General features: G+C 71.5%; 17 protein-coding genes. 11 read left to right on the forward strand and 6 right to left on the reverse strand.

The annotated features are described in order from the left end of the window. Positions 1–134: 134 nt before the first annotated feature. Together EDF48_RS10250 and EDF48_RS10255 are read left to right on the forward strand one after the other, a co-directional pair. Positions 135–1,529, forward strand: coding sequence for a hemolysin family protein (locus EDF48_RS10250; protein WP_131879768.1), 1,395 nt, complete (start codon positions 135–137; stop codon positions 1,527–1,529). After that, a complete protein-coding gene (locus tag EDF48_RS10255; protein ID WP_131879770.1) occupies positions 1,526–2,563 on the forward strand; it encodes a hemolysin family protein in 1,038 nt (345 codons plus the stop codon). The genes EDF48_RS10250 and EDF48_RS10255 overlap by 4 nt, the downstream gene beginning before the upstream one ends. 357 nt (positions 2,564–2,920) lie before the next feature. Here the strand turns inward: EDF48_RS10255 and EDF48_RS10260 are convergent, their stop codons facing one another. After that, on the reverse strand, positions 2,921–4,360 hold the full coding sequence (locus EDF48_RS10260) for a GuaB1 family IMP dehydrogenase-related protein (RefSeq protein ID WP_131846431.1): 1,440 nt from the start codon (positions 4,358–4,360) through the stop codon (positions 2,921–2,923). A gap of 166 nt (positions 4,361–4,526) precedes the next feature. Here EDF48_RS10260 and EDF48_RS10265 point away from each other — a divergent pair, with 166 nt between their 5' ends. After that, on the forward strand, positions 4,527–8,285 hold the full coding sequence (locus EDF48_RS10265; protein WP_207913246.1) for a multifunctional oxoglutarate decarboxylase/oxoglutarate dehydrogenase thiamine pyrophosphate-binding subunit/dihydrolipoyllysine-residue succinyltransferase subunit: 3,759 nt from the start codon (positions 4,527–4,529) through the stop codon (positions 8,283–8,285). Positions 8,286–8,362: 77 nt separating this feature from the next. On the opposite strand, the gene EDF48_RS10270 is transcribed toward EDF48_RS10265, so the two are convergent. From EDF48_RS10270 to EDF48_RS10280, 3 genes are read right to left on the reverse strand one after another with little or no spacing between them, the layout of a single operon-like run. Continuing rightward, positions 8,363–8,803 carry a GNAT family N-acetyltransferase gene (locus EDF48_RS10270; protein WP_111086422.1) on the reverse strand — a complete coding sequence of 147 codons (441 nt, stop codon included), beginning with the start codon at positions 8,801–8,803 and terminating at the stop codon, positions 8,363–8,365. Positions 8,804–8,854: 51 nt separating this feature from the next. Beyond that, positions 8,855–9,097: a zf-HC2 domain-containing protein gene (locus EDF48_RS10275; RefSeq protein ID WP_111086426.1), complete on the reverse strand. Its 243-nt coding sequence runs from the start codon at positions 9,095–9,097 to the stop codon at positions 8,855–8,857. Continuing rightward, positions 9,094–9,861: a sigma-70 family RNA polymerase sigma factor gene (locus EDF48_RS10280; protein ID WP_131879772.1), complete on the reverse strand. Its 768-nt coding sequence runs from the start codon at positions 9,859–9,861 to the stop codon at positions 9,094–9,096. The genes EDF48_RS10275 and EDF48_RS10280 overlap by 4 nt, the downstream gene beginning before the upstream one ends. A gap of 111 nt (positions 9,862–9,972) precedes the next feature. Here EDF48_RS10280 and aroA point away from each other — a divergent pair, with 111 nt between their 5' ends. The 4 genes from aroA to hisN all read left to right on the forward strand — a co-directional run bounded on the left by aroA (position 9,973) and on the right by hisN (position 14,744). After that, positions 9,973–11,352 carry a 3-phosphoshikimate 1-carboxyvinyltransferase gene (gene aroA, locus EDF48_RS10285; RefSeq protein ID WP_131879774.1) on the forward strand — a complete coding sequence of 460 codons (1,380 nt, stop codon included), beginning with the start codon at positions 9,973–9,975 and terminating at the stop codon, positions 11,350–11,352. A 3-nt stretch (positions 11,353–11,355) separates the two neighbouring features. Further along, on the forward strand, positions 11,356–12,423 hold the full coding sequence (gene rsgA, locus EDF48_RS10290; protein WP_131879776.1) for a ribosome small subunit-dependent GTPase A: 1,068 nt from the start codon (positions 11,356–11,358) through the stop codon (positions 12,421–12,423). Between the two features lie 347 nt (positions 12,424–12,770). After that, entirely contained in the window at positions 12,771–13,943 is a 1,173-nt protein-coding gene (locus EDF48_RS10295) for a hypothetical protein (protein ID WP_131879779.1), read from the forward strand. Between the two features lie 18 nt (positions 13,944–13,961). Further along, positions 13,962–14,744 (forward strand): histidinol-phosphatase, encoded by a 783-nt coding sequence (gene hisN, locus EDF48_RS10300; RefSeq protein ID WP_131879781.1) that lies wholly within the window; start codon positions 13,962–13,964, stop codon positions 14,742–14,744. A gap of 59 nt (positions 14,745–14,803) precedes the next feature. Here hisN and EDF48_RS10305 read toward each other — a convergent pair whose 3' ends face one another. After that, complete coding sequence (locus EDF48_RS10305; protein WP_131879783.1) at positions 14,804–16,294, reverse strand: MFS transporter; 1,491 nt, start codon at positions 16,292–16,294, stop codon at positions 14,804–14,806. A gap of 487 nt (positions 16,295–16,781) precedes the next feature. On the opposite strand from EDF48_RS10305, the gene EDF48_RS10310 reads away from it, so the two are divergent. The 4 genes from EDF48_RS10310 (at position 16,782) to EDF48_RS10320 (ending at position 22,700) form a co-directional block, all read left to right on the forward strand. After that, positions 16,782–19,478 carry a LuxR family transcriptional regulator gene (locus tag EDF48_RS10310; RefSeq protein WP_131879785.1) on the forward strand — a complete coding sequence of 899 codons (2,697 nt, stop codon included), beginning with the start codon at positions 16,782–16,784 and terminating at the stop codon, positions 19,476–19,478. Between the two features lie 412 nt (positions 19,479–19,890). After that, a complete protein-coding gene (glmS, locus tag EDF48_RS10315) occupies positions 19,891–21,705 on the forward strand; it encodes a glutamine--fructose-6-phosphate transaminase (isomerizing) (protein WP_123294776.1) in 1,815 nt (604 codons plus the stop codon). Then, the gene (locus EDF48_RS19435; protein WP_240347339.1) at positions 21,705–21,818 is read left to right on the forward strand and encodes a Rax2 family protein; all 114 of its coding nucleotides are present in this window, start codon (positions 21,705–21,707) and stop codon (positions 21,816–21,818) included. Before glmS ends, EDF48_RS19435 begins: the two co-directional genes overlap by 1 nt. A 168-nt stretch (positions 21,819–21,986) precedes the next feature. Beyond that, complete coding sequence (locus tag EDF48_RS10320; protein ID WP_165900965.1) at positions 21,987–22,700, forward strand: M50 family metallopeptidase; 714 nt, start codon at positions 21,987–21,989, stop codon at positions 22,698–22,700. Between the two features lie 90 nt (positions 22,701–22,790). On the opposite strand, the gene EDF48_RS10325 is transcribed toward EDF48_RS10320, so the two are convergent. Further along, entirely contained in the window at positions 22,791–24,053 is a 1,263-nt protein-coding gene (locus EDF48_RS10325; protein ID WP_131879789.1) for an amidohydrolase family protein, read from the reverse strand. Between the last annotated feature and the right edge of the window lie 27 nt (positions 24,054–24,080).

Consider the following 24,080-nt stretch of genomic DNA (forward strand, 5'->3'; position numbering starts at 1 on the left):
TCTCGGTCGGCCCCTCGGGCAGGCAGTACGATTGGCAGCACTGTGGACGATCCCCCGAATAGTTCTTCGCCTCACTCATCCGCCGCTCACTCGGTGAGCTGCACGTCATCCCCGTGCGCGGACGGGGGTGAATCATGAGTCCGATCGACATCGTCATGCTCGTCGGCGGCATCCTGCTGACACTCGGCACCGGGGTCTTCGTCGCGTCCGAGTTCGCGCTGGTCAACCTCGACCGCGCCGACGTCGAAGCGCGTCGTGACCGCGGTGAGCCGGGCCTGGCACCCGTCATCGGGGCGTTGAAGGTCACCTCGACGCACCTGTCCAGTGCGCAGCTCGGCATCACGCTGACCACGCTGCTCACCGGCTACCTGCTCGAGCCGTCCATCGCGAAGCTGCTCGAAGCGCCGTTCCTGGCGATGAACCTGCCCGAGGGCATCGTCGAGACCGTCGGATCGATCATCGCGCTCGTCATCGCGACCCTGCTGTCGATGATCCTCGGCGAGCTCGTGCCGAAGAACTTCGCGCTCGCGCTGCCGCTGCAGACCGCGAAGCTCGTCGTGCCGTTGCAGATCGCCTTCACGACCGTGTTCAAGCCGGCGGTCGCGGTGCTCAACGGCACCGCGAACGCCGTGCTGCGGTCGATCGGCATCGAGCCGCAAGAGGAACTGTCCGGTGCTCGCAGCGCCGAGGAGCTCACCTCGCTGCTCCGCCGTTCGGCGTCCGAGGGGTCGCTCGAGCAGGACACCGCGACGCTCCTCCAGCGGACGATCTCGTTCTCGGAGCTCAGCGCCAGCGACGTCATGACGCCGCGCCCGCGGCTCTCCACCATCCGGGTGTCCGAGTCCGCGCAGGACGTCATCGCCCTCGCCCGCAAGACCGGCTTCAGCCGCTTCCCCGTCATCGAGGAGGACGCGGACGACGTCGTCGGCATCGTGCACGTCAAGCAGGCCGTCGCCGTCCCCCGCGAGAAGCGCCCGGAGGTCCCCGTCGGAGCGCTCATGACCGACGCCGAACGCGTGCCCGAGACGATGCCGGGCGACACCCTGCTCGCCGAGGTCCGCGGCCGCGGCTACCAGATGGTCATCGTGGTCGACGAGTACGGCGGCACCGCCGGGGTCGTCACGCTCGAGGACCTCATCGAGGAGATCGTCGGCGAGGTCTCCGACGAGCACGACCGCGCGCGCATCGACGTGGTCCGTTCCCGCGACTGGCTGACCTTCCCCGGCCTGCTGCGTCCCGACGAGCTCGAGGACCGCGCCGGCGTGAGGGTGCCGGAGGACGGCCCGTACGAGACCGTCGGCGGCTTCCTCATGTCGACGCTCGGCCGCCTGCCCGTCGTCGGTGACGAGGTCCCGCTCGACAGCGGTGTCTTCCGGGTCGAACGTCTGGACGGCCGCCGGATCGACCGCATCCGCTGGACCCCGACGCCCCCGCCGACGGACACCGCGGCGACCGCCATCATCATCCCGGCCACGAAGACCGGCACCAAGACCGCGAAGCGGTCCGAGACGAAGGAGAGCACCCGATGAGCTCCGACTGGTGGGGGATCTTCTGGCTCTTCGTGCTGCTGCTCGGCAACGCGTACTTCGTCGCCGCCGAGTTCGCCGTCATCTCCGCCCGCCGCTCCCAGATCGAACCGCGCGCAGAAGAAGGCTCGAAGGCCGCGCAGATGACCCTGTGGGCGATGGAGCACGCCACCCGCATGCTCGCGACCACGCAGCTCGGCATCACGGTCTGCTCGCTGCTCATCCTGAACGTCTCCGAGCCGGCGATCCACCACCTGCTCGAGGTGCCGCTGCACCTGACGGGCTGGAGCGTCGAGGTCGTCGGCACCGTGGCGTTCGTGGTCACGCTGCTGCTCGTCTCGTTCCTGCACGTGGTGTTCGGCGAGATGGTCCCGAAGAACATCTCGTTCTCGATGCCGGACCGCGCAGCGCTGCTGCTCGTGCCGACGCTCTGGTACATCGGCCACGGCCTGCACTGGGTCATCGTCGGCCTGAACGAGGTCGCGAACGCCGTGCTGCGCCTGTTCCGCGTCGAGCCCAAGGACGAAGCCGTCAGCGCCTTCACGGTGGAAGAGGTGCAGACGATCGTGGAGCAGTCCCGCCGCGAGGGCACCCTGACCGACGACGGCAAGCTCGCCCTGGCGTTCGAGTTCACCGAGAAGAAGGTCCGCGACGTCGCCGTGCCGATGGCCGAGCTCGTCACCCTGCCCGAGGACGCCATCCCGGCGGACGTCGAGCGTGCGGTGGCGCAGCGCGGGTTCTCGCGGTACGTGCTCGTCGGCGAGGACGGCTCCCCCACGGGCTACGTGCACGTGAAGGACGTCATCGACCTGCGGCCGGACGAGTTCGACGACCCGGTGCCGCCGAAGCGCATCCGCCAGCTCATCTCGCTCTACACGGAGATGGACCTGGAGGACGCCCTGGCCACCATGCGGGCTGCGGGCCGCCACGTCGCGCGGGCGTTCGACGCCGATGGCCGGACCCTCGGCGTGCTCTTCCTCGAGGACATCCTCGAGGAGCTCGTCGGCGAGGTCGAGGACGCGACCCGACGCCGGTAGCCGCACCGCCAGTCCCGCCAGTTCCGCCAAAGCGACAGATTCCCGCGAACGTTCCGCAGGGATCTGTCGCTTTCGCGATGGCGGACGGGAGTCCCGCGGCAACGCAGCCACGGGCTTCCCGTCCGCCCCGCGGCCAGCCGCGAGACTCGGCGTGAGCGACCGATCTCACGGCCGGCGCTACAGATTCGGTCGCCCAGCCGAGACTCGGTGCCGCCAGTCCCGCCAAAGCGACAGATTCCCGCGAACGTTCCGCAGGGATCTGTCGCTTTCGCGATGGCGGACGGGAGGCACGTGGCGGTCTCACCACGGGCCTCCCGTCCGTTCGTGGTCGCGACCAGGGCCGCGCCCGCCGGCGCGCTACCAGCTGACGGGGAGCGGCTTGCCCTCTTCGTAGCCGGCGGCGGACTGGATGCCGACCAGGGCACGCTCGGAGAACTCGGCCAGCGACGCGGCGCCCGCGTAGGTGGCGGAGCTCCGGACGCCCGTGGTGATCATGTCGAGCAGGTCCTCGACGCTCGGGCGCTCCGGGTCGAGGTAGATCGTCGACGACGAGATCCCCTCGGCGAAGAGCTCCTTGCGGGCCCGCTCGTACGGGTCGAGCCGCTCGAAGCGCTCGCGGACGGCCTTCGCGGACGCCATCCCCCAGCTCTCCTTGTAGGCCTTGCCGGCGGCGTCGCGACGGAGCACGCCCGGCGCTTCGAGGGTGCCGGCGAACCACGAGCCGATCATCACGGCCGAGGCGCCGGCCGCCAGTGCGAGGGCGACGTCGCGCGGGTAGCGCACCCCGCCGTCGGCCCAGACGTGCGCGCCGAGGGACCGGGCGGCGGCGGCGGTCTCGAGGACGGCGGAGAACTGCGGCCGACCGACGGCGGTCATCATGCGCGTGGTGCACATGGCGCCGGGTCCGACACCGACCTTGATGATGTCCGCGCCCGCGTCGACGAGGTGGGCGACGGCGTCGGCGGTGACGACGTTGCCGGCGACGAGCGGGATGCCGAGCCGGAGCCCCGCGACGGTGCGGAGCGCGCGGAGCATGCTCTCCTGGTGGCCGTGCGCCGTGTCGAGCACGAGCACGTCGACCCCGGCGGCGGCGAGGGCCTGCGCCTTGGCGGCGACGTCGCCGTTGATGCCGATCGCGGCCGCGACGCGCAGGCGACCAGAGACGTCGACGGCCGGCGTGTAGATGTCCGAGCGGATGGCGCTGGTCCGGCTCGTGGTGCCGACGACCTTGCCGTGCCGCACGACGGGCGCGAAGTCGACCTCGGCGCCGCTCAGGACGTCGTAGACGTGGCGGGGCGTGCCGGCGTCCTCGGCGTCGATCGCGGTCGAGGCGCCGTGCAGCAGGTCGCCGAGCGTCGCGTCGGGACCGGCGTCGCCGAGCCGGCTGGCGGGGACGCACCCGAGGTACTCCCCGGCGGCGTCGCGGACCACCACGCCCCGACCGGCGACGGGCAGCAGCTGCTCGAGCGCCTCGGCGACGGTGGTGGACGAGCCCATGTCGTAGGCGGTGTCGTAGTCGACCGGCTGGTCCTTCACCCAGCGGATCGCGGCGTCGAGGTCCTGCAGGTGCATGTCCTGCGGCAGGACGCCGAGGCCCCCGCGCCGGGCCAGGGTCGCGGCGAGGCGCGGACCCGTGACCGAGTTCATGTTGGCGCTCACGATCGGGATCGTCGCACCGCTGCCGTCGTTCGACGCGAGGTCGACGTCGAAGCGGCTCGTCACGCCGGATCGGCTCGGGACGAGGAAGACGTCGGAGTAGGTCAGGTCGTGTGTCGGCCGCGTCTCGTAGAACCTCATGGGCCCCACTGTACGGCTCCGCCCGGAGGCCGGACCGGGCCCCGACTCGCGCCGCGGCTGACACCGAACGGACATGTGCGAGCGGCTAGGCTTGGCACCTGTGCGGGGCAGGGTTGCACCGCACGACACACACGAGCATCTATCGACGGAGAGTGGGCGATCGGCTGTGTCGAGCCATCTGACCGGAACGGACGAGACCGCGGGCGAATTCGGGGCGAACGAGTGGCTCGTCGACGAGCTCTACGAGCAGTTCGTCGCGGACAAGGAGTCGGTCGACAAGTCCTGGTGGCCGGTCCTCGAGAGCTACCACCGCACGCAGGTCGGCGGCGCTCCGGCAGCTGACCAGCAGTCCTCGACGCCCGCGCAGTCGACCACGCAGCAGCCCGCGACCGGCGACGCGCCGGCCCCGCAGCAGGCAGCGCAGGGTGGTCCGATCCAGGCGAAGACCACGTCGCGCCAGCCGACCCCGCCGCCGATCCCGGCCGAGGCCAACGACGCCGCCGACGACCACGAGGAGACCCACGAGGACGTGGCGACCCCGCTCCGGGGCATGGCGAAGACCCTGGCGTCGAACATGGACGCCTCGCTGACCGTCCCGACGGCAACGAGTGTCCGGACGATCCCGGCGAAGCTCATGATCGACAACCGGATCGTCATCAACAACCACCTGCGCCGTGCCCGCGGCGGCAAGATCTCCTTCACCCACCTCATCGGGTGGGCGATGGTGCAGGCACTCAAGGACTTCCCGAGCCAGAACGTGTTCTACGAGGAGCGCGACGGCAAGCCGTTCGTCGTCGCCCCGGCGCACGTGGGCCTCGGCATCGCGATCGACGTCCCGAAGAAGGACGGCACCCGGTCGCTCCTCGTGCCGAGCATCAAGCGTGCGGAGACCCTGACCTTCGGCCAGTTCCTGTCGGCCTACGAGGACCTGGTCAAGCGGGCCCGCGACAACAAGCTGACGCCGGCCGACTTCCAGGGCACCACGATCTCGCTCACGAACCCGGGCGGCATCGGCACCGTGCACTCGGTCCCCCGCCTGACCAAGGGGCAGGGCGCGATCATCGGCGCCGGCGCCCTCGAGTACCCGGCGCAGTTCCAGGGCTCGGCGTCGAAGACCCTCGTCGAGCTCGGCATCGGCAAGACCATCACCCTGACGAGCACCTACGACCACCGGGTGATCCAGGGCGCCGGCTCGGGCGAGTACCTCAAGCACGTGCACGAACGCCTCATCGGCGAGCACGGCTTCTACGACGGCATCTTCGCGGCGCTCCGGATCCCGTACAAGCCGATCCAGTGGGCGAACGACATCAACGTCGACCTGGCACACCGGGTCAACAAGACCGCACGCGTGCAGGAGCTCATCAACAGTTACCGCGTCCGCGGGCACCTGATGGCCGACATCGACCCGCTCGAGTACCGCCAGCGCACGCACCCCGACCTCGAGATCGAGAGCCACGGGCTGACGTTCTGGGACCTCGACCGCGAGTTCGTCACGGGCGGGCTGGCCGGCACGACGAGTGCTCCGCTGCGCGACGTCCTCGGGATCCTGCGCGACGCCTACTGCCGCACCGTCGGCATCGAGTACATGCACATCCAGGACCCGGAGCAGCGCCGCTGGGTGCAGGAACGCATCGAGGTCCCCTACTCGAAGCCGTCGAAGGACGAGCAGCTGCGCGTCCTCGGCAAGCTCAACGAGGCCGAGGCGTTCGAGACCTTCCTGCAGACCAAGTACGTCGGGCAGAAGCGCTTCTCGCTCGAGGGCGGCGAGTCCACCATCGCCTTCCTCGACACGCTCATCCAGCACGCCGCCGGTGTCGGCCTTGCCGAGGTCGCGATCGGCATGGCCCACCGCGGTCGCTTGAACGTCCTGACGAACATCGCCGGCAAGACCTACGGCCAGATCTTCCGTGAGTTCGAGGGCTCGTCCCTGCCGGGCTCGGTGTCCGGTCAGGGTTCCGGCGACGTGAAGTACCACGTCGGCACCGAGGGGCTGTTCCGCACCTCGGACGGCTCGAGCATCCCCGTGACGATCGCGGCGAACCCGTCCCACCTCGAGGCCGTCGACGGCGTGCTCGAGGGCATCGTCCGGGCCAAGCAGGACAAGCAGGGCCCCGGTTCGACCAACGTCCTGCCGGTGCTCGTGCACGGCGACGCGGCGATGGCCGGTCAGGGCGTGGTCGTCGAGACGCTGCAGATGTCCCAGCTCCGCGGCTACCGCACGGGCGGCACCGTGCACCTGGTCATCAACAACCAGGTCGGGTTCACCACCCCGCCCGAGTCGGCGCGCAGCTCGGTGTACTCCACCGACGTCGCGAAGACGATCCAGGCGCCGATCTTCCACGTGAACGGCGACGACCCCGAAGCCGTCGCACGCGTCGCCGACCTGGCGTTCGCGTACCGCGAGGCATTCCACCGTGACGTCGTCATCGACCTCATCTGCTACCGCCGCCGCGGGCACAACGAGGGCGACGACCCCTCGATGACCCAGCCGCTCATGTACAACCTGATCGAGGCGAAGCGGTCCGTCCGCACGCTGTACACCGAGGCCCTCGTCGGCCGCGGGGACATCACGCAGGAAGAGTACGACGAGGCGCACCGCGACTTCCAGGACCGTCTGGAGCGTGCCTTCGCCGAGACGCACGAGGCGCAGACCGGCACCATCCCGGTGATCCAGGTCGACGACGACGGTGCCGTGCAGGGGCTCGAACGCCCGGCGGCGCAGCAGGACGACTCCGAGGTCGAGGTCCGCGAGACCGCAGTGTCGGAAGAGCTCGTCCGCTCCATCGGTGACGCGCACAGCAACCCGCCGGCCGGGTTCTCGATCCACCCGAAGCTGCAGCAGCTGCTGTCGAAGCGCACCGACATGACGCGCAACGGCGGCGTGGACTGGGCGATGGCCGAGCTCATGGCGATCGGTTCGCTGCTGGTGGAGGGCAAGCCCGTCCGGTTCGCCGGCCAGGACGCCCGCCGCGGCACCTTCGTCCAGCGCCAGGCGGTGTTCCACGACCGGTCGAACGGCCAGGAGTGGCTGCCGCTGTCGAACCTCACCGAGGACCAGGCCCGGTTCACCATCTACGACTCGCTGCTCAGCGAGTACGCGGCGATGGCGTTCGAGTACGGCTACTCGGTCGAGCGGCCCGAGGCACTCGTGCTGTGGGAGGCGCAGTTCGGCGACTTCGCGAACGGCGCCCAGACCGTCATCGACGAGTTCATCTCGTCCGCCGAGCAGAAGTGGGGGCAGCGCTCCGGCCTCGTCCTGCTGCTGCCGCACGGCTACGAGGGCCAGGGACCGGACCACTCGTCCGCCCGCATCGAGCGCTACCTGCAGCTGTGCGCCGAGGACAACATGGTCGTCGCCCGCCCGTCCACTCCGGCGTCGTACTTCCACCTGCTGCGCCGCCAGGCGTGGGAGCGTCCGCAGAAGCCGCTGATCGTGTTCTCCCCGAAGGCCATGCTCCGCCTGCGCCAGGCGACGAGCGCGGTCGAGGCCTTCACGAACGGCACCTTCCAGGAAGTGATCGACGACGACCGTCTGCGCTCATCCGACCACCCCGACAAGGCGGCGGTGCGTCGGGTGGTCCTGCACTCCGGCAAGGTGCACCACGACCTGCGCGCCGAGGCGGACAAGCGCGGGGTCACCGACGTCGCCCTCGTCCGGCTCGAGCAGCTCGCACCGCTCCCCCTCGAGCGGATCCTCGAGGTGCTGGCCGGCTACCCGGACGCCGACGTCGTGTGGGCGCAGGAGGAGCCGGAGAACCAGGGCGCCTGGCCGTTCGTCTGCATGAACCTGTCGCCGCACCTCGACGGTCGGCCGCTGTCCGTCGCCGCCCGTGCCGCGAGTGCCGCGCCGGCCACCGGGTCGTCGAAGCGCTCCGCACAGGAAGCCACCGAGGTCATCGAGAAGGCGTTGAGCGCGTCGGCCTGAGCGTCAGGAAGCGCCCCGTGCAGGAGTCCAAGGGGCTCCTGCACGGGGCGCTTCAACGTTCGCGAGGAACGTGACGGCTACGCGATCTTCGTGTAGCGCACACCCGCGTCGTGGTACCCGCGCTTCTGGTAGAACCGGTGCGCGCTGTCCGTGGCAGCCGCACTGACGGCGCTCAGGCGACGCGCGCCCTGCTCGACGGCCCACGCTTCGAAGGTGCCGATGAGCGCCGAACCGGTGCCGAGCCTCCTGGCCGTGTCGTCGACCACCAGCAGCAGGAGCTGCGCCGTCGGCTCGTCGCTCGCGTACGCCCAGGTGACCTGCGCGCCCGCGACGGCGACCGGCCGTCCGTCGTCCCCACGCACCACCCAGGTGCGGTGTCCGGCCTCGGGCGTGAGCCGTTCGAGGCGTGCGCGCATCGCCGCGTCGTCGACCTCGTGGCCGAGCAGGCGGACGAGGGCAGCGACGTCGGAGACGTCCGTGTCGGACCAGGTGGTGATCGACTCGACGAGGAGGGTCATGTCCGTGACACTACCGACCCGACCCGTCGTGTGACGACGGAGCGGAGGACCTCAGTGGGTCGACTGCTCCAGCCGGATGCGCGCGAGGATCTCGCCACGCAGTTCTTCCGGAGCGGTCTCCTTGCACGCGCGGCGCACGGTCTCGATCAGGACGACGCCGACGCGGTGTTCGGTCGTGCAGTCCTCGCAGTCGTCCATGTGCTCACGGATGTCCGCCGCGTCCTCGCGGCAGAGCTCCCCGTGCAGGAACTCCTCGAGCTCGGCCTTCGCCTTGGAGCAGTCGCAGCCGCTCATCGTGCTTCCTTCCCATCGACGCGACCCTCGGTCGCGGCAGTCTTCCGGCCTCGTCCGCGCATCGTCGCCGTCGACGCTGCGTCCGGGACGATGCCGGTCTCACGGGCGTGGTCCGCCAGGAGCCCCCGGAGGAGCCGGCGACCACGGTGCAGGCGGCTCATGACCGTCCCCACGGGGGTCTTCATGATGTCGGCGATCTCCTGGTACGAGAAGCCCTCGACATCGGCGAAGTACACGGCCATCCGGAAGTCCTCGGGGATGGCCTGCAGGGCGTCCTTGACGGCGGACGACGGCAGGTGGTCGATCGCGTCGGCCTCGGCGGACCGTGCGGAGATCGACTGGGTGACGCTCTCCGCGCCGCCGAGCTGCCAGTCTTCGAGCTCGTCGATGGTGCCCTGGTACGGGTTCCGCTGGTTCTTGCGGTACGTGTTGATGAACGTGTTCGTCAGGATCCGGTACAGCCAGGCCTTCAGGTTGGTGCCCTGCTTGAACTGGCGGAACGCGGCGAACGCCTTGACGAAGGTCTCCTGCACGAGGTCCGACGCATCGGCCGGGTTGCGGGTCATCCGCATCGCCGCACCGTAGAGCTGGTCCATGAAGGGCAGTGCCTGGGTCTCGAAGAGGGCCCGGAGTTCGTCGGCCGACACGGTCTTGGCGTCGACGAAGGACTCGTCGTCCGCTTCTTCCGCCTCGACCGCGTCGAGCTGCTCCTCGGTCGCCTCGACCAGGTCGTGCGGTGCTGCCTGCGGCTCGTCGGTCGTCATCGCGGGCCAGTCTAGAGCGAGCGACGTGGACACGCCGGGTAGGCGCGTCCGCGAGGGTGCGAGTGCTGTCGCCAAGGGTCCTCCCGATCGTTTCAGTAGTCTTGTGAACCGATGGCAGACACGACGCATTCCCAGAGCGGTGCACAGGCCGCCGCGGACCCGGCCCCCTGGATCGCCCCGCTCGCGCGCGGTCCCCTGCGTGGCGACGTCGCGCTGCCCGGCTCGAAGTCGCTGACGAACCGCGAGCTCGTGCTCGCCGCCCTCGCCGACGGCCCCTCCGTCATCCGCCTGCCGCTGCACTCGCGCGACTCGGCGCTCATGATCGCGGCGCTCCGGCAGCTCGGCGTCGGGATCGACGAGGTCGAGCCGGCACCGGGCGCGCAGCCGAACCCCTACGGCCCCGACCTCCGGATCACCCCGGCACCGATGCACGGCGACGTCCGCGTCGACTGCGGCCTCGCCGGCACCGTGATGCGGTTCCTGCCGCCGCTGGCCGCCCTGGCGGTCGGCCCGGTCGTCGTCGACGGCGACCCCTACGCCCGCAAGCGTCCGATGCACGCGATCATCGGGGCGCTCGTCGACCTGGGCGTCGACGTCACCGACGACGGCGACGGCTCGATGCCGTTCGCGTTCACCGGCACCGGTTCGGTGCGCGGTGGCGCCCTGTCGATCGACGCGTCGGCGTCGTCGCAGTTCGTGTCGGGCCTGCTGCTCTCCGCGCCGCGCTTCGACGAGGGCCTGCACCTCACCCATGTCGGAGAGCGCCTGCCGAGCCTGCCGCACATCGAGATGACCGTCGCCGCGCTCCGTGCCCGCGGCGTGACCGTCGACGAACCCGCGGTCGGCGAGTGGGTCGTCCACCCCGGTCCGATAGCCGCGCGCGACGTCACCATCGAGCCCGACCTGTCGAACGCCGCGCCGTTCGCGGTCGCCGCGCTCGTCGCCGGCGGCACCGTCCGCATCCGCACCTGGCCGCGCGAGACCACGCAGGTCGGCGCCGACCTCGAGACGCTCCTGCCCCTGTGGGGCGCGACCGTGGCCCGGGACGGCGACGACCTGGTCGTCGACGGCGGCGTCGGGATCCGGGGCGGGGCCTCCTTGCCGGGTCTCGACCTGGACCTCAGCCGCGGCGGCGAGCTCGCACCGGCGCTCGTCGCGCTGGCCGCGCTGGCCGGCGGGCCGACCGAGATCACCGGGATCGGCCACCTGCGTGGGCACGAGACGGATCGTCTCGCCGCGCTCGCGGCGGACGTGAACCGGTCGGGAGGCGCGGTGCACGAACTCGACGACGGCCTGCGCATCGAGCCTGCCGCGCTCCACGGCGGCGGCTGGGCCGCGTACGACGACCACCGGATGGCGACGGCCGGCGCCGTCGTGGGCCTCGTCGTCGACGGCGTCGCCGTCGACGACATCGGGTGCACGGCCAAGACGCTGCCGCAGTTCCCCGAGCTGTGGGCGGCGCTCGTGTCGACCGGGGACGCGGGGGCCTGACGCATGAGCTGGTGGGACGACGTCGACGGTGACGACTCCGACGCGGACGAACCGTACGGACAGTACGACGAGTCGAGCGTGCGGGTGCGTCCGAACCCGAAGGGCAACCGGCCCCGAACGAAGACCCGGCCGACGTACGACGACGCGCCCGTGGGATGGGTCACGAACGTCGACCGTGGGCGCTTCGGCGTGCTGGTGGGGACGGGGTCCGGCTCCGATTCCGAGCACGTCATCACGGCGACGAAGGCGCGCGAGCTCGGCAAGAAGTCCGTCGTCACCGGCGACCACGTGTCGCTCGTCGGCGACGTCTCGGGTGACCCCGGATCGCTGGCGCGCATCGTGAAGGTCGCCGAGCGCACCACGCTGCTCCGCCGCAGTGCCGACGACTCCGACGAGGTCGAGCGCGTCATCGTGGCGAACGCCGACCAGATGCTCATCGTCGTGGCGGCCGCCGACCCCGAGCCCCGCACCCGGCTCATCGACCGGTACCTGGTCGCCGCGTTCGACGCCGGGCTCGACCCGATCCTCTGCATCACGAAGACCGACCTCGCCGACCCGGCACCGTTCCTGGCGCACTTCGCCTGCCTCTCCTTGCGGATCGTGACGAGCCGGTCCGACGACGTCCCGTTCGAGGCCCTGCACGACCTGCTCGACGACAAGGTCACCGTGACCGTGGGGCACTCCGGTGTCGGCAAGTCGACGCTCGTGAACGCCCTGACCGGGTCGACGCGGGCGATCGGCGTCGTCAACTCGGTGACTGGTCGTGGGCGGCACACCTCGTCGTCGTCGATCGCGCTGCGGGTCCGTGACGGCGGGTGGATCATCGACACCCCGGGCGTGCGGTCGTTCGGCCTCGGGCACGTCGACCCCGCGAACGTGTTCCGCGCGTTCGCCTCGCACGCGATCCCGGTGCGCCCCGCTCGGGACGGCATCCCCCTGGCGCAGGCGCACGACTGGGAGATCGTCGACCGGGTGCAGGACGGCGAGCTCGGCGCCACCGGTGTCGAACGGCTCGACTCGTTCCGCGCACTCCTGACGGGCATGGGCGCCTCCGACCCCGGCCTGGAGTAGCCCGGCGCGCGCCCGCGCCCGCTCCCGCGCCCGTCGGCGTGCGCCGATGGGTCACGAACTGTCGCCTGACGGAGCAGCATTCGACGGTTCGTGGCCGCTCGACCTCCGACGCACGGCATGTCGTGACCACTCCGGCGCCCCGACCCGCCCGTCGAGGTTCCGAAATCTGCACATCTCGGCGGTGGTTCGGGCCGTTCGTGGAACCTCGGCGAACGGCGCGCGGCATGTTGTGGAACCTCGGCGGAGAGTGCTCGGGCGTGGCACCTCGTCCCACCGCGCCCGGCCCGACCGCACCCCCACCCAGCACGCGTCGACAAGTGTGCAGCGGTGTTGTACAGTGGACCCTCGTGTCTGAAGTTGCAAAGTACAACTTTGCGCCGACCCCCGCCGTCGACGCCCCGTCCTCGAGCACGACAACGACGTCGCACGCGCACCACTCCCCCACCCACAAGTCCTCCCGAGCACCGCGACCGCAGCGCACCGACAGCGTCCTGCGCCCGGCCGGCCTCGGACGGGTGCTCCTGACCTTCGCCACGCACATCCTCGTGCCGCTGTTCCTCGCCGCCGGCATGGGCCTGGCGTACCTCGGCGCCTTCCACGCCCCCGCGCCGAAGGAACTGCCGGTCGGCATCGTCGGGCAGTCCGCCGCCACCCAGGTGTTCGCACAGACCGTCACCGACGAGTCCGACGGCGCCCTCGTCGCCCACGTCGTCGCGTCGACCAAGGACGCCGAGCGGCAGATCCGCGACCGCGACCTGGCCGCCGTGTACGCCCCGACCACCACGGGCGCGACGCTCTACGTGTCGACCGCGGCATCGGAGACGACCGCGAGCGCCGCGCAGAAGGTCTTCCTGCCGATCGCGTACGAGCAGCACGTGCCGTTCCGGGTCGTCGACGTCGTCCCCACGGGCGAACAGGACAGCACCGGCCAGGGGCTGTTCTTCCTGCTCGTCGCCCTGAGCGTCGGCGGCTACGCATCGGCGATCGCGGTGGCGTCCGTCGCGACGAAGCTCCGCGCGGTGTGGACCGCGGTGGTCGGCCTCGCCACCGCCGGGGTCGTCGCCGGCATCGGGATCATCGTCGCCGGGCCGATCTACGGCGTCATCACCACGCACCACTGGCAGGTGTTCCTGTTCGCCTGGCTGTACGACGCGATCATCGTCGCGATCGGCGTCGGCCTGCACCCGGTCCTCGGGCGGTGGACGACACCCGTGCTCACCATGCTGTTCGTGATGCTCAACTTCACGTCGTCCGGCGGCATCTTCCAGGCGTCGTTCGTGCCCGGGTTCTTCTCCGCGCTCCACTCCTTCTGGAGCGGCGCCGCGTGGCTGCAGGCGGCACAGGACCTGCAGTACTTCCCGGACGCCTCGCTCGGCCGGTCGTCCCTGGTGCTCGCGCTCTGGCTCGCCGCAGCCGTCCTGCTCTGCGTGGTCGTGCACGGTCTCGTCGCCCGCCGCACCCGCATCGCCCGCGAGCGTGAGGTCACCCGGCTCGAAGAGGAAGAGGTCGTCGCCGCGTAGCCCCGCTACGCTCGACCCGTGGACCTCAGCGCCGACCTGGACTTCGCCCGCTCGCTCGCCGACATCGCCGACACGATCAGCCTCGAGCGGTTCCGCGCCGCCGACCTGCACGTGTCGAAGAAGGCCGACAGCACGCACGTGACCGACGCCGACCAGGCCGTCGAACACGCCCTCCGCGAGCGGATCGCGACGGAACGCCCCGACGACGCGTTCCTCGGCGAGGAGACCACGGCGAACACCGGTGCCGAGGCGACCAGCGAGGGGCACCGTCAGTGGGTCATCGACCCGATCGACGGCACCGCGAACTACCTGCGCGGTGTGCCGGTGTGGGCGACGCTCATCGCCCTGGCGGTCGACGGCCGCCCCGTGCTCGGCGTCGTGAGCGCCCCCGCGCTCGGCAAGCGCTGGTGGGCGGCCGAGGGCCTCGGCGCGCACTCGTTCGACGGCGACCTCCGCGTCTCCGGTGTCGCGGACCTGTCCGACGCGAGCCTGAGCTACAACAGCATCCAGCAGTGGGACGACGACGACCGGCTCGAGTCCCTCGTCGACCTGTCCCGCAAGGTCTGGCGGACGCGCGCCTACGGCGACATGTGGTCGTACATGCTGGTCGCCGAGGGGATCATCGACATCGCGGGCGAACCCGACCTGAAGCCGTGGGACATCGCGGCCCTCGTGCCCATCGTGGAGGAAGCCGGCGGGCGCTTCAGTTCACTCGACGGCGACCCCGGGGCCTGGCACGGCAGTGCACTCGCGACGAACGGCCTGGTGCACGACGCCGTCGTCGAGGTCATCCGCCGCTAGCACGACCCCGAACGACACGCTCGACGTCGGATGACGTCGCGGGTGTCGTTCCGAGTCGATCAGGCGGCCGCAGCCGCCGCCTCACGCCGAGCCGCACGCCGCCGCACCACCAGGTCGCCGACCGCCAGCACGAGCGCGAGGGCCATCAGCGACACCGTGAACGTCGTGCCGCTCCGGAACGCGTCGTGGTACGCATCGAGCCGACTCCCGCCGGAGCCCCCGGCAGCAGCACCCCGCACGATCCCGTAGAAGATGCTCGTCGCCACCGCGGTCCCGATCGCGGTCCCGACGCGCTGCCCGAGCTGCTGCATCGACCCGGCGACCCCGGACTGCTCCACGGGGATCTCGGCCAGGGTGAGCGTCTGGTTCGGTGACACCACGAACCCGCCGCCGAGCCCGCCGACCAGGAACGCCCCGGCCATCGCCCACGGCGTGACCTCCGGCGGGGTCAGCACCGCGGCGAGCATGAGGAGCACGAAGCCGACGACGACCATGAAGAGCCCGAAGACCACCAGGGCCCGTCCGACCCGGTCGACGATCCGTCCGCCGATGTAGGACCCCACGGCGCTCGTGGCCGCGAACGGGATGCTCACCATGCCGGCGAACAGCGGTGACAGCCCGAGCCCCTCCTGCAGGAACAGCGTCACCATCAGGAAGGACGCCGGGATCGCCGCGAAGTAGACGGCCACGATCGACAGCCCGTTGCGGTACGACGACAGCCGGAACAGCTCGAAGTGCACCACCGGTGACTTGCCCTGCTGCTTGTACCGGACCTCCCAGAGCACGAACAGGCCGAGGAACACGACGAAGGCGATCAGCCAGAGCCACCGGGCACCGGAGTCGCCGGCACCCGTGGTGAGCACGAACGGCAGCATCAGCGTGATGATGGCGGCGCCGAGCAGCAGGATGCCGACGATGTCCAGCTCGCGGTCCTTCGCCTGTCCCTGCGCCCCCTTGGGCAGCAGCCGCATCGCGAAGAACAGCGCGACGAGTCCGAGCGGCACGTTCATCCAGAACAGCAGCCGCCACCCGTTCTCCTCACCGCCGATCGCGATGAGGCCACCGCCGATCGTCGGGCCGAGCGCCGTCGAGATGCCGATCATGGCGCCGAACAGCCCGAAGGCCCGTCCGCGCTCCGGGCCCCGGAACAACTGCTGCACGAGCCCGATCACCTGCGGCATCTGGGTGCCCGCGGCGAAGCCCTGCAGGATCCGCGTGACCATGAGCACCTCGATGGTCGGCGCCACGGCGCAGAGCAGGCTCGACACGGTGAACGCCACGAGTCCGATGATGAACAGGGCACGGCGGCTCTTCAGGTCGCCGAGCCGACCGGCGGGCACGAGGGCGAGGCCGAACGCCAGCGCGTACCCCGCCACGATGAGCTGCAGCGACGAACTGGTGGCGCCGAGGGACTTCTCGATCGACGGCAGCCCGACGTTGACCTTCGACAGGTCGAGGATCGTCAGGGCAGCCACCGCGACGCACACGGCGAAGGCCCTCCAACGCGTGCGGTCGTCGAGGCGGGCGTCGGTCGGGTCAGCGCTGGACATCACCATCGTTCGTACACCGACCGGCCTCCGGGCGGGCGAGACCCACCCCCCGGGTGGGTGACACCCCCTCGTCATGGCCCCCCGGACTGGGGGCACCGTTGCCGGATACGCGGTGCGCGGGGCGGCTCAGATGGTCAGGACCTGAGTTATCGTGCTCGTACGGAAGGTCACGCAAGCACCTGGATTCCCTAGATCCGAGTGCACGTGCACGGCCTCCCGTGTTCGTCCGAAGACCCTAACCCGAGGGGTGATACAGACGATGACATCATCGTTCCCGAGCGGAACCGAGTGCACCCTCACTCGTCGACCGCATTCAATCCACGACAGCTCCGGCGCGCGCGCAGTCGCCGCCATCCGTCCGCACTCCGACACGGCCACCCACCGTGCAGCAGTCCGGTCCGCCTCACGGCGCCCCGTCGCAGCGCTCGCAGCGTTCGCCGACGACCTCTCCGCAGGATCCGCTTCCGGGCCCGGAGGCCGGTGAGTCATGGCACTCACCGGTCGACGTCTCGAGGTCGACCGGATCGCGACCCTCGCTGTACTCCCTCGGGAGTCCGCGATGGTCGTGGTCGGCGACCCTGGTTCCGGACGCAGCAGCGTCCTCGACGCGGTCTCGAACCGCGTTTCCCTCCCCGTCGTGCGGGTCGGTGTCAACGGGAGTGAATCCCGTTGGCCGCTGGCCGGCGTGACCTCCTTGTTCACCGCGCTCGACGACCCTCGTGCGACGGCCCACATCGCCCATCTCCTGCAGACGGGTGAGACGGCGGTCCCCGTGACCGCCGGACTGGCGGCGGCGCACGACTTCCTCGACGCCGTGCACGCCCTCACCCTGCCGCCGACGCTCGTGCTGATCGACGACCTCGACCGCATGGACGTCGAGAGCCAGGAGCTCATCGCGTTCCTCGCCGGCCGACTCGCAGGCACCGCCCTGCGCGTCGTGGCGACGGTCCGTTCGGTGCCGTCGGACGGTCCGCTCGCGGCCCTGCCGGCGCTCCGCATCGAGCCGCTGCCGTCCGACGAGGCGCTCATCCTCGCCCGGACCATGGCACCGGAAGAAGCGAACGACGGCGTCCTCGCCGTCCTCGCCGCGGAGACCGGTGGCAACCCCGGCGCGCTCCGCGAACAACTCGCGGTGCTCAGCCGCGAGCAGCTCACCGGTGCGGAGCCGATCGTGCTCCCGCTCCGACCCACTCCGACGACCGAGGCCCTCGCAGCCCTCGCAATCGGGTCCGCCGCGGGACGAGATCTGGACGTCCTCGCGAAACTCGCCCTGGTGCCGGTCGCGAAGACCACGGCCTGGGACCGCGACGAGTTGGACGACCTGGTCGGAGCAGGCCTCGCCACCGTGCGGGGCCAGAGCGTGACGGTCCGCGACCCCCTGGTCCGGTCCGCGCTGTACTGGCGGATGCCCGCCCGTGACCGCCGCGCGGCGCACGCCGCGCTGGCCACGGCGAGCGCCGAGTCCGACCCGCGGGCAGCCGCGTGGCACCGGAGCTTCGTCGACGACGTCCCCGACGTGGTCGCGTTGCTCAGCGCCGCACGGTCCTACGTGGTGGACGGCAACGTGCACGCCGCGATCGCCCTCACCGAGCGTGCCCTGCACGTCGGTGGTGGCACCGAGGACGAGCTCGTCGCGCTGCTCGGGGTCGCTGAGGCCCTGCTCGGCAACCGGCTGCTCGGCTTCGCCGCGCGTTACCTCGCCGCGCTCCGTCCGTTCCGGACGACGGCGCACGAGGTCCGCCGGCTGCGCCTGCAGTACTCGGCGCAGTACCTCAGTGGCGACGCCGTGCACGCGGACGAACTCCTCGTGTCGGTGGACGCGACCGAGCCGGCCGACGTGGACGCGGTCGCCGGGCTGATGGCCATGGTGGCGTGCTTCCGTGCCGAGGCGTGGGAGCTCGACCAGGCGAAGGACCTGCTGCACCGCGTCGAGCCCCTCGAGGCGTCGGCGTCTCCGCACACGTTGGAGATCACGACGACCGCGCGGGAGCTCATCGCCGCGATCGACGGCACCCTGCCGTCGGACACCGACCTGCACGACGGGCTCGCGACGTCGGTGCTGCTGGCGATGTCCGACCCGGCCCTGCTGCTCCTCGCCCACGCGCTGAGCATCGCCGAGCGGTACCGGAGCGCGCGTCGGGTGTTCGCACTCGTCCTCGCCCGTGGCCCGCAGACGGCGCCGGTGTGGACCGAGGCAGCCCGCTACCTGACCGCCGAGAACGAGGTGCGCTCCGGGAACTTCCGGCAGGCGCTCCGCGCGATCGACGTCTGGGAGGCCGGTTCCTCGGTCGTCGAACGGCTCCGTGAGCCGTCGCGGGCCATCGCAATCGCCTGGCGGCACTTCGCCGAGGGGCGCTCCGCCGATGCCCTGGCGGTCGTGGACCGGTGCCTCGAGCACCGTTCGACGAGCCGCCTGTGGGGTGCGACGGCGAAGCTGCACGCGCTCCGCGGTCGGGTCCTGCTGCTCGATGGCCGACTGGAGGAGGCAGCCGCCGCACTCGAAGCGGCGGACGCCATCGGTCGGTCCCTGCGGAACCCCGCGGTGCTCCGGCACCTCGGCGACCTGGTCGAGGCGTACGCACGCCTCGGACGGATCGACGACGCCCGCACCATCACCGCGCGGCTCGCTGCGGACCACCACGCCCGACCGGGTCGCTGGGGTGCGCTCGTGCTGGCGAGGAGCCTCGCGCTCGTCGCCGACGACACCACCCGGGACACCGCCCGTCGCCGCGCGTTGGAGCTGTTCCAGCCGCACGACTCGCAGTTCGAGCGGGCACGGACGTTCGCGGCCCTCGCGACGGTCGGCAACCCCGCCGAGCGTCCGCGTCTCGGTGCGGCAGCAGCGGCGGCGTACGAGGCGGCCGGCATGCGCCGTCCCCTCGTCACCCCCGCACCGGCAGCGGCCATGCCGCCGTTCGGCACGGGGCCGTCGCTCCGGTCCGCACCGGTGCTGTCCGCGTCGATGCCGGGGACGCCCCGGAGCGCTCCGGACGCCTCCGCGGTGCTCACCTCGCTCACGGCCGAGGAGCGCGCCGTGGTGCAGAAGGTGACGGAGGGCTACCGCAACCGCGAGATCGCGTCGTCGCTGTTCATGTCGCAGCGCACGGTGGAGCTGCGGCTCACGCAGATCTACCGCAAGGTGGGCGCGCGGTCGCGCTCCCACCTGGTCGCGCTGCTCACGTAGTCGAAGCGACCACGAGGCGGACGGGAGGCCCGGTACCAGCTGGTACCGGGCCTCCCGTCCGCCTTTTCCCTGTCCAGGACGCGGCGCGCGTTGCGGGAGTCCGCACGCGACCGCACCGCGGCGTCCCCCGCACGCGGGGAACCGCAAGAGCAGTCGACGACTGTTGCCGTGGCGGCGTCGCCGGGTGAGGCTTCTCATGCACCGACCGCCGTGCCCCTCCCGAGGGGCCAGACCGCGGTACCCCGTCCGGTACCCGAACCTCGTGGCCCACCCACTCCGTCGTCCGTCCTCGCCTGATCCGAGGACGGGCGCCGGTCAGGACCGCGAGGGCCCGGACGCGCGGCAGACCCGACGGCGGTCGGTGCCGAACCCCGCTCCACTCCCCCACCCCGTTCCCCCGAAGGGACAGCCGATGTGCGGCATCATCGCGGCCCGCGTGTCTGACGACGCGACGCCCTACCTGCTCGACGGACTCGAACGACTCGAGTACCGCGGCTACGACTCCGCCGGCATCGCCGTCCGGACCGCCGCCGGACGCACCGAGACGATCCGCTCGGTCTCCCGCGTCGGGGACCTGCGCACGCTCGTCGCCGCCCGGTCCGGCGACGCTCTGACCGGCGTCGGCATCGGCCACACCCGCTGGGCCACGCACGGTGCCGTGCGCGAGGCGAACGCCCACCCGCACGCCGACTGCTCGCGCCGGATCAGCATCGTGCACAACGGCATCATCGAGAACGCCGACCGCCTGCGTGACATGCTCACGGCGCAGGGCCACCGGTTCCGCTCCGAGGTCGACTCCGAGGTCATCGCGCACCTCGTCGAGCGTGCCCTGGCCGTCGACCCGGACCTGATGCTCGCCGTGCAGATCGCGACCGCGCAGCTCGAGGGGTCGTGGGCGATCGTCGTCCTCGACGCCCGCGACGGGCGGATGGTCGTGGCCGCGGACCGTTCCCCGCTCGTCGTCGCCCGGTCCGCCCGCGGCGACTTCGTGGCGAGCGACATCGGTGCGATCGCCGAGTGGTGCGAGACCTTCGTGGCGCTCCGCGACGGTGACGTCGTCGAGCTCGGCGAGGCCTGGACCTGGTCGTCGAACGGGATCACCGTCCCCGTGCCGTTCCCCACCCCGTCGCCGTTCGCCGCCACCGCGCTGGACCTCGGCGACCACCCCGACCACATGGCGAAGGAGATCGGCGAGCAGGCCGACGTCGTCAGCACGATCCTGGACCGCATCGCCCGCCGCACCGCGGACGGCAGCATGTGGGTCGGCCTCGGGCTGCCCGCCTTCCAGCGCCTGGCGATCGTCGCCTGCGGCACCTCGCTCAACGCCGGCCAGGTGATCGCCACCGCGCTGCGCGGCATCGGCGGCGTCCCCACCGACATCGTCGTCGCCAGCGAGGCCGACCAGGCCGTCCTCGGCCCCGACACCCTGGTCGTCGCGATCAGCCAGTCCGGCGAGACCGCCGACGTCCTCCGCGCGCTCGACCGCTTCGAGGACCGCCACCCGGTGCTCGCGCTCACGAACAACATGCACTCCTCGCTCGCCCGTCGCGCCGACGCCGTGCTCGACTGCCACGCCGGTCCGGAGATCGGCGTCGCCGCGACGAAGACGTTCACCGCGCAGGTCGTCGTCGGCGTCGCCGCGGTGATCTCCGCGCTCGTGGCGTCCGGCCGCATCGAGGTCGCACGTGCCCACGCACTCGTCGACGAACTGCTCGACCTGCCGGCACGCATCGAGCACGCCACGCAGGTGTCCGCCGACCGGATGCCGCTCCTGGTGTCGAGCGTGAAGGAGGCCACCGGCTTCCTGTTCCTCGGCCGCGGTGCCGGCCTGCCGTACGCCGCCGAGGGCGCACTCAAGCTCAAGGAGCTCAGCTACCGCTGGGCCGAGGCGTACCCCGCGGGCGAGCTGAAGCACGGTCCGCTCGCCCTCGTCGACGAGGGCACCCCCGTCGTCGTGATCGACCACGGCGAGCCGAAGATCCAGTCGGCGATCGCCGAGGTCCGGGCCCGCGGCGGGTTCGTCATCACCATCGGCGGCGAAGGCTCCGACATCCCGGCGCTCGGTAGCCGCGGCACCGGCGGACTCGCCTGGGGCGCGATGGCGGCGCCGTGGGGTCCGCTCGAGGCCGTCGTGCCGCTGCAGATGCTCGCCCGCGAACTCGCGCTGCAGCTCGGCTGCGACGTCGACAAGCCGCGCAACCTGGCGAAGTCGGTGACGGTCGAGTGATGCGCGGCCGGATGAACCACCTGACGACGTTCCTGGTCGTGCTCACGGCGTTCGCGATCGCCATGACGACGGTGCTCGTCGTCGTGGTGGCCGGGCCGACCGTCCTGGGCTGAGCCGGGGCGGGCGCGGGCGGGCGGGCGGGCGTCGACTCGGCGCGCGCGGGCCGGGCGCCGACTCGGATCGACGTTCTCGATGTCGTACGACCTCGAGGATGTCGTTCCACATCGTCCTGGCCGCCGGGTCTCGGGCAGTTCGCGGGACACGACTGCGATGCTGGTCCCTTGACCACCGCAGCCCCGCCCCTCGTGTTCGTCGCGCTCGTCGTCGGCGCGCTCCTGCCGTTCCTGCCGCTCGTCGGACGCGTCGCCCGGATCGCCGCGACCATCGCCCACGAGGTCGGACACTGCATCGTCGTCGTCCCGTTCGGCGGCCGCATCCAGCGCATCGACCTGCACCCGGACGGCTCCGGCGAGGCCTGGGTACAGCTCGGCCGGGTCCCTGGCGGCATCCGCTGGCTCGTCCGGATCCTCAACCTCTACGCCGGGTACAGCGCGCCGCTCTGGGCCGGGGTGCTGCTGGTGACCGGGGTGCTGCACGGCTCGCGGTGGCTGCCCGTCGCCGTGCTCGGGGTCATCGGGCTCGTGGCGCTGGTGTTCGTGCGGAACTGGTTCGGGCTGCTCGTCGTGCTCGGGTTCGACGTCCTGGCGCTGTGGGTGGCACTGCGTCCGTCCGAGACCACGGTGCTCGTGGTCGCCGCGGTCGGGGCGTTCTTCGTCGTCGACGGACTGCGGTCCGTCGTGCAGGTCGCACGGTGGCTGCTCACCGGCGCCCGCGTGCAGACGGACTTCCACATCGCCGCGGCCGAGATGCGCGTGCCGGCCGGGGTCTGGTTCGTGCTGTTCGTGCTGGTGAACGGCCTCGCGGTGTGGCTCGCACGGGTCCCGCTGCTCGAGGTCTGGGACACCGTGGTGGCGGGCGTGCGCGCACTCTTCTGACGATGCCAGATCGTGCTCGCACCACGTCCGCGACGATCCACGCGGTGATCGACTGGTGCAATGTCGCAGAACGGGTGCGCAGCCCCGCGCTTACTCCCAGGGGCGCTGCGCGAGCTCGGCGGGGTCGAACACCCGGCCGCCGGCGACGACGAGCGACCGCGGCACCCGTCGCACCAGGGCGTCCAGCGGGTTCTCGGCGTCGAGCAGCACCACGTCGGCACGCGCCCCCGCCACGAGGTCGTGCGCCTCGTCGGTGACGAACCGGGCACCGTCGCGCGTGGCGACCTCCACCACGCGGGTCAGGTCCTCGTCCCGCACCACACCGCCGGCCCGCGCGTACTGCCACGCGATGCCGAGCAGGTCCCCGTCGCCGTAGGGGCTCCACAGGTCACGGATGCCGTCGGTGCCGAAGCCGAACCGCACGCCGGCCTCGTCGAACTCGTGCAGGGGAAGCTGTCGCATCCGCACCGGGGCGACGGTGGTCATCGTGACGCCGAGCGACGCCATCCGGGCGAGCAGGTCGCGGCGACGCACGGGATCGACGTCGACGATCGCGAACCCGTGGGCGATGTTGACCCTGCCCGGTGCGATGCCGAGCCGCTCCACCCGGTCGAGCACCAGGTCGAACGCGAACGCACCGAGCTCGGCGGGCTCGTGCAGGTGGATGTCGATGCCGCACCCGGTGTCGGCGGCGATGGCGAACAGGCCGTCGAGCTGCCCGACCGGGTCGCGGTCGATGAGCGACGGGTCGAGCCCGCCGATGTGGTCCGCTCCGGCCGTCGCCGCCTGCCGCAGCAGGTCGAGCACACCGGGCCGCCGCAGCACGCCGTCCTGCGGGAAGGCGACGATCGACACCTCGACCGCACCGTCGAGCGCGTCGGCCGCCGCACGCACGGCCTCGATCCCCCGCAGCCCGACGCCGAGGTCGACGTCGACGTGCGTGCGGACCCGGGTGGTGCCGGTGCGCAGCCCTTCGCGCAGCACCCGCGTGGCGACGGGTTCGCTCGGGATCCCGAGGGCGTCACGCCGAGCCCGTTCGTGCGCGATGCGCCCCTGCGTGCCGGGCTCGCCGCCGTACGACTCCCACTCGTGCCCCCACCAGCTCTTGTCGACGTGGGCGTGCGTGTTGACGAGCCCCGGCAGCGCGAGCTGGCCGCGCCCGTCGACGACCCGAGCACCAGCACCGGCACCGGCACCGGCACCGCCACTGGCACTGGCACCGCCCGCGACGCCGTCGCCCGCTCCGGTCGCGGTGACCGAGACGATGCGGCCGTCCGCCACCCGGATGTCCGACCGTGCACCACCCCACGGACGGACATCGCGGATGATCAGGGTCGCTTCGTCGGTCGCCATGCCCCCATCGTGGCAGCCGCCAGGGCC

The organism is Curtobacterium sp. PhB191, assembly GCF_004346515.1.
GTDB lineage: Bacteria > Actinomycetota > Actinomycetes > Actinomycetales > Microbacteriaceae > Curtobacterium.

Coding starts and splice junctions, on each gene's coding strand:
- EDF48_RS10250 (WP_131879768.1), top strand. CDS start 135: ATGAGTCCGATCGACATCGTCATGCTCGTCGGCGGCATCCTGCTGACA.
- EDF48_RS10255 (WP_131879770.1), top strand. CDS start 1,526: ATGAGCTCCGACTGGTGGGGGATCTTCTGGCTCTTCGTGCTGCTGCTC.
- EDF48_RS10260 (WP_131846431.1), bottom strand. CDS start 4,360: ATGAGGTTCTACGAGACGCGGCCGACACACGACCTGACCTACTCCGAC.
- EDF48_RS10270 (WP_111086422.1), bottom strand. CDS start 8,803: ATGACCCTCCTCGTCGAGTCGATCACCACCTGGTCCGACACGGACGTC.
- EDF48_RS10275 (WP_111086426.1), bottom strand. CDS start 9,097: ATGAGCGGCTGCGACTGCTCCAAGGCGAAGGCCGAGCTCGAGGAGTTC.
- EDF48_RS10280 (WP_131879772.1), bottom strand. CDS start 9,861: ATGACGACCGACGAGCCGCAGGCAGCACCGCACGACCTGGTCGAGGCG.
- aroA (WP_131879774.1), top strand. CDS start 9,973: ATGGCAGACACGACGCATTCCCAGAGCGGTGCACAGGCCGCCGCGGAC.
- rsgA (WP_131879776.1), top strand. CDS start 11,356: ATGAGCTGGTGGGACGACGTCGACGGTGACGACTCCGACGCGGACGAA.
- EDF48_RS10305 (WP_131879783.1), bottom strand. CDS start 16,294: ATGTCCAGCGCTGACCCGACCGACGCCCGCCTCGACGACCGCACGCGT.
- EDF48_RS10310 (WP_131879785.1), top strand. CDS start 16,782: ATGGCACTCACCGGTCGACGTCTCGAGGTCGACCGGATCGCGACCCTC.
- glmS (WP_123294776.1), top strand. CDS start 19,891: ATGTGCGGCATCATCGCGGCCCGCGTGTCTGACGACGCGACGCCCTAC.
- EDF48_RS19435 (WP_240347339.1), top strand. CDS start 21,705: ATGCGCGGCCGGATGAACCACCTGACGACGTTCCTGGTCGTGCTCACG.
- EDF48_RS10325 (WP_131879789.1), bottom strand. CDS start 24,053: ATGGCGACCGACGAAGCGACCCTGATCATCCGCGATGTCCGTCCGTGG.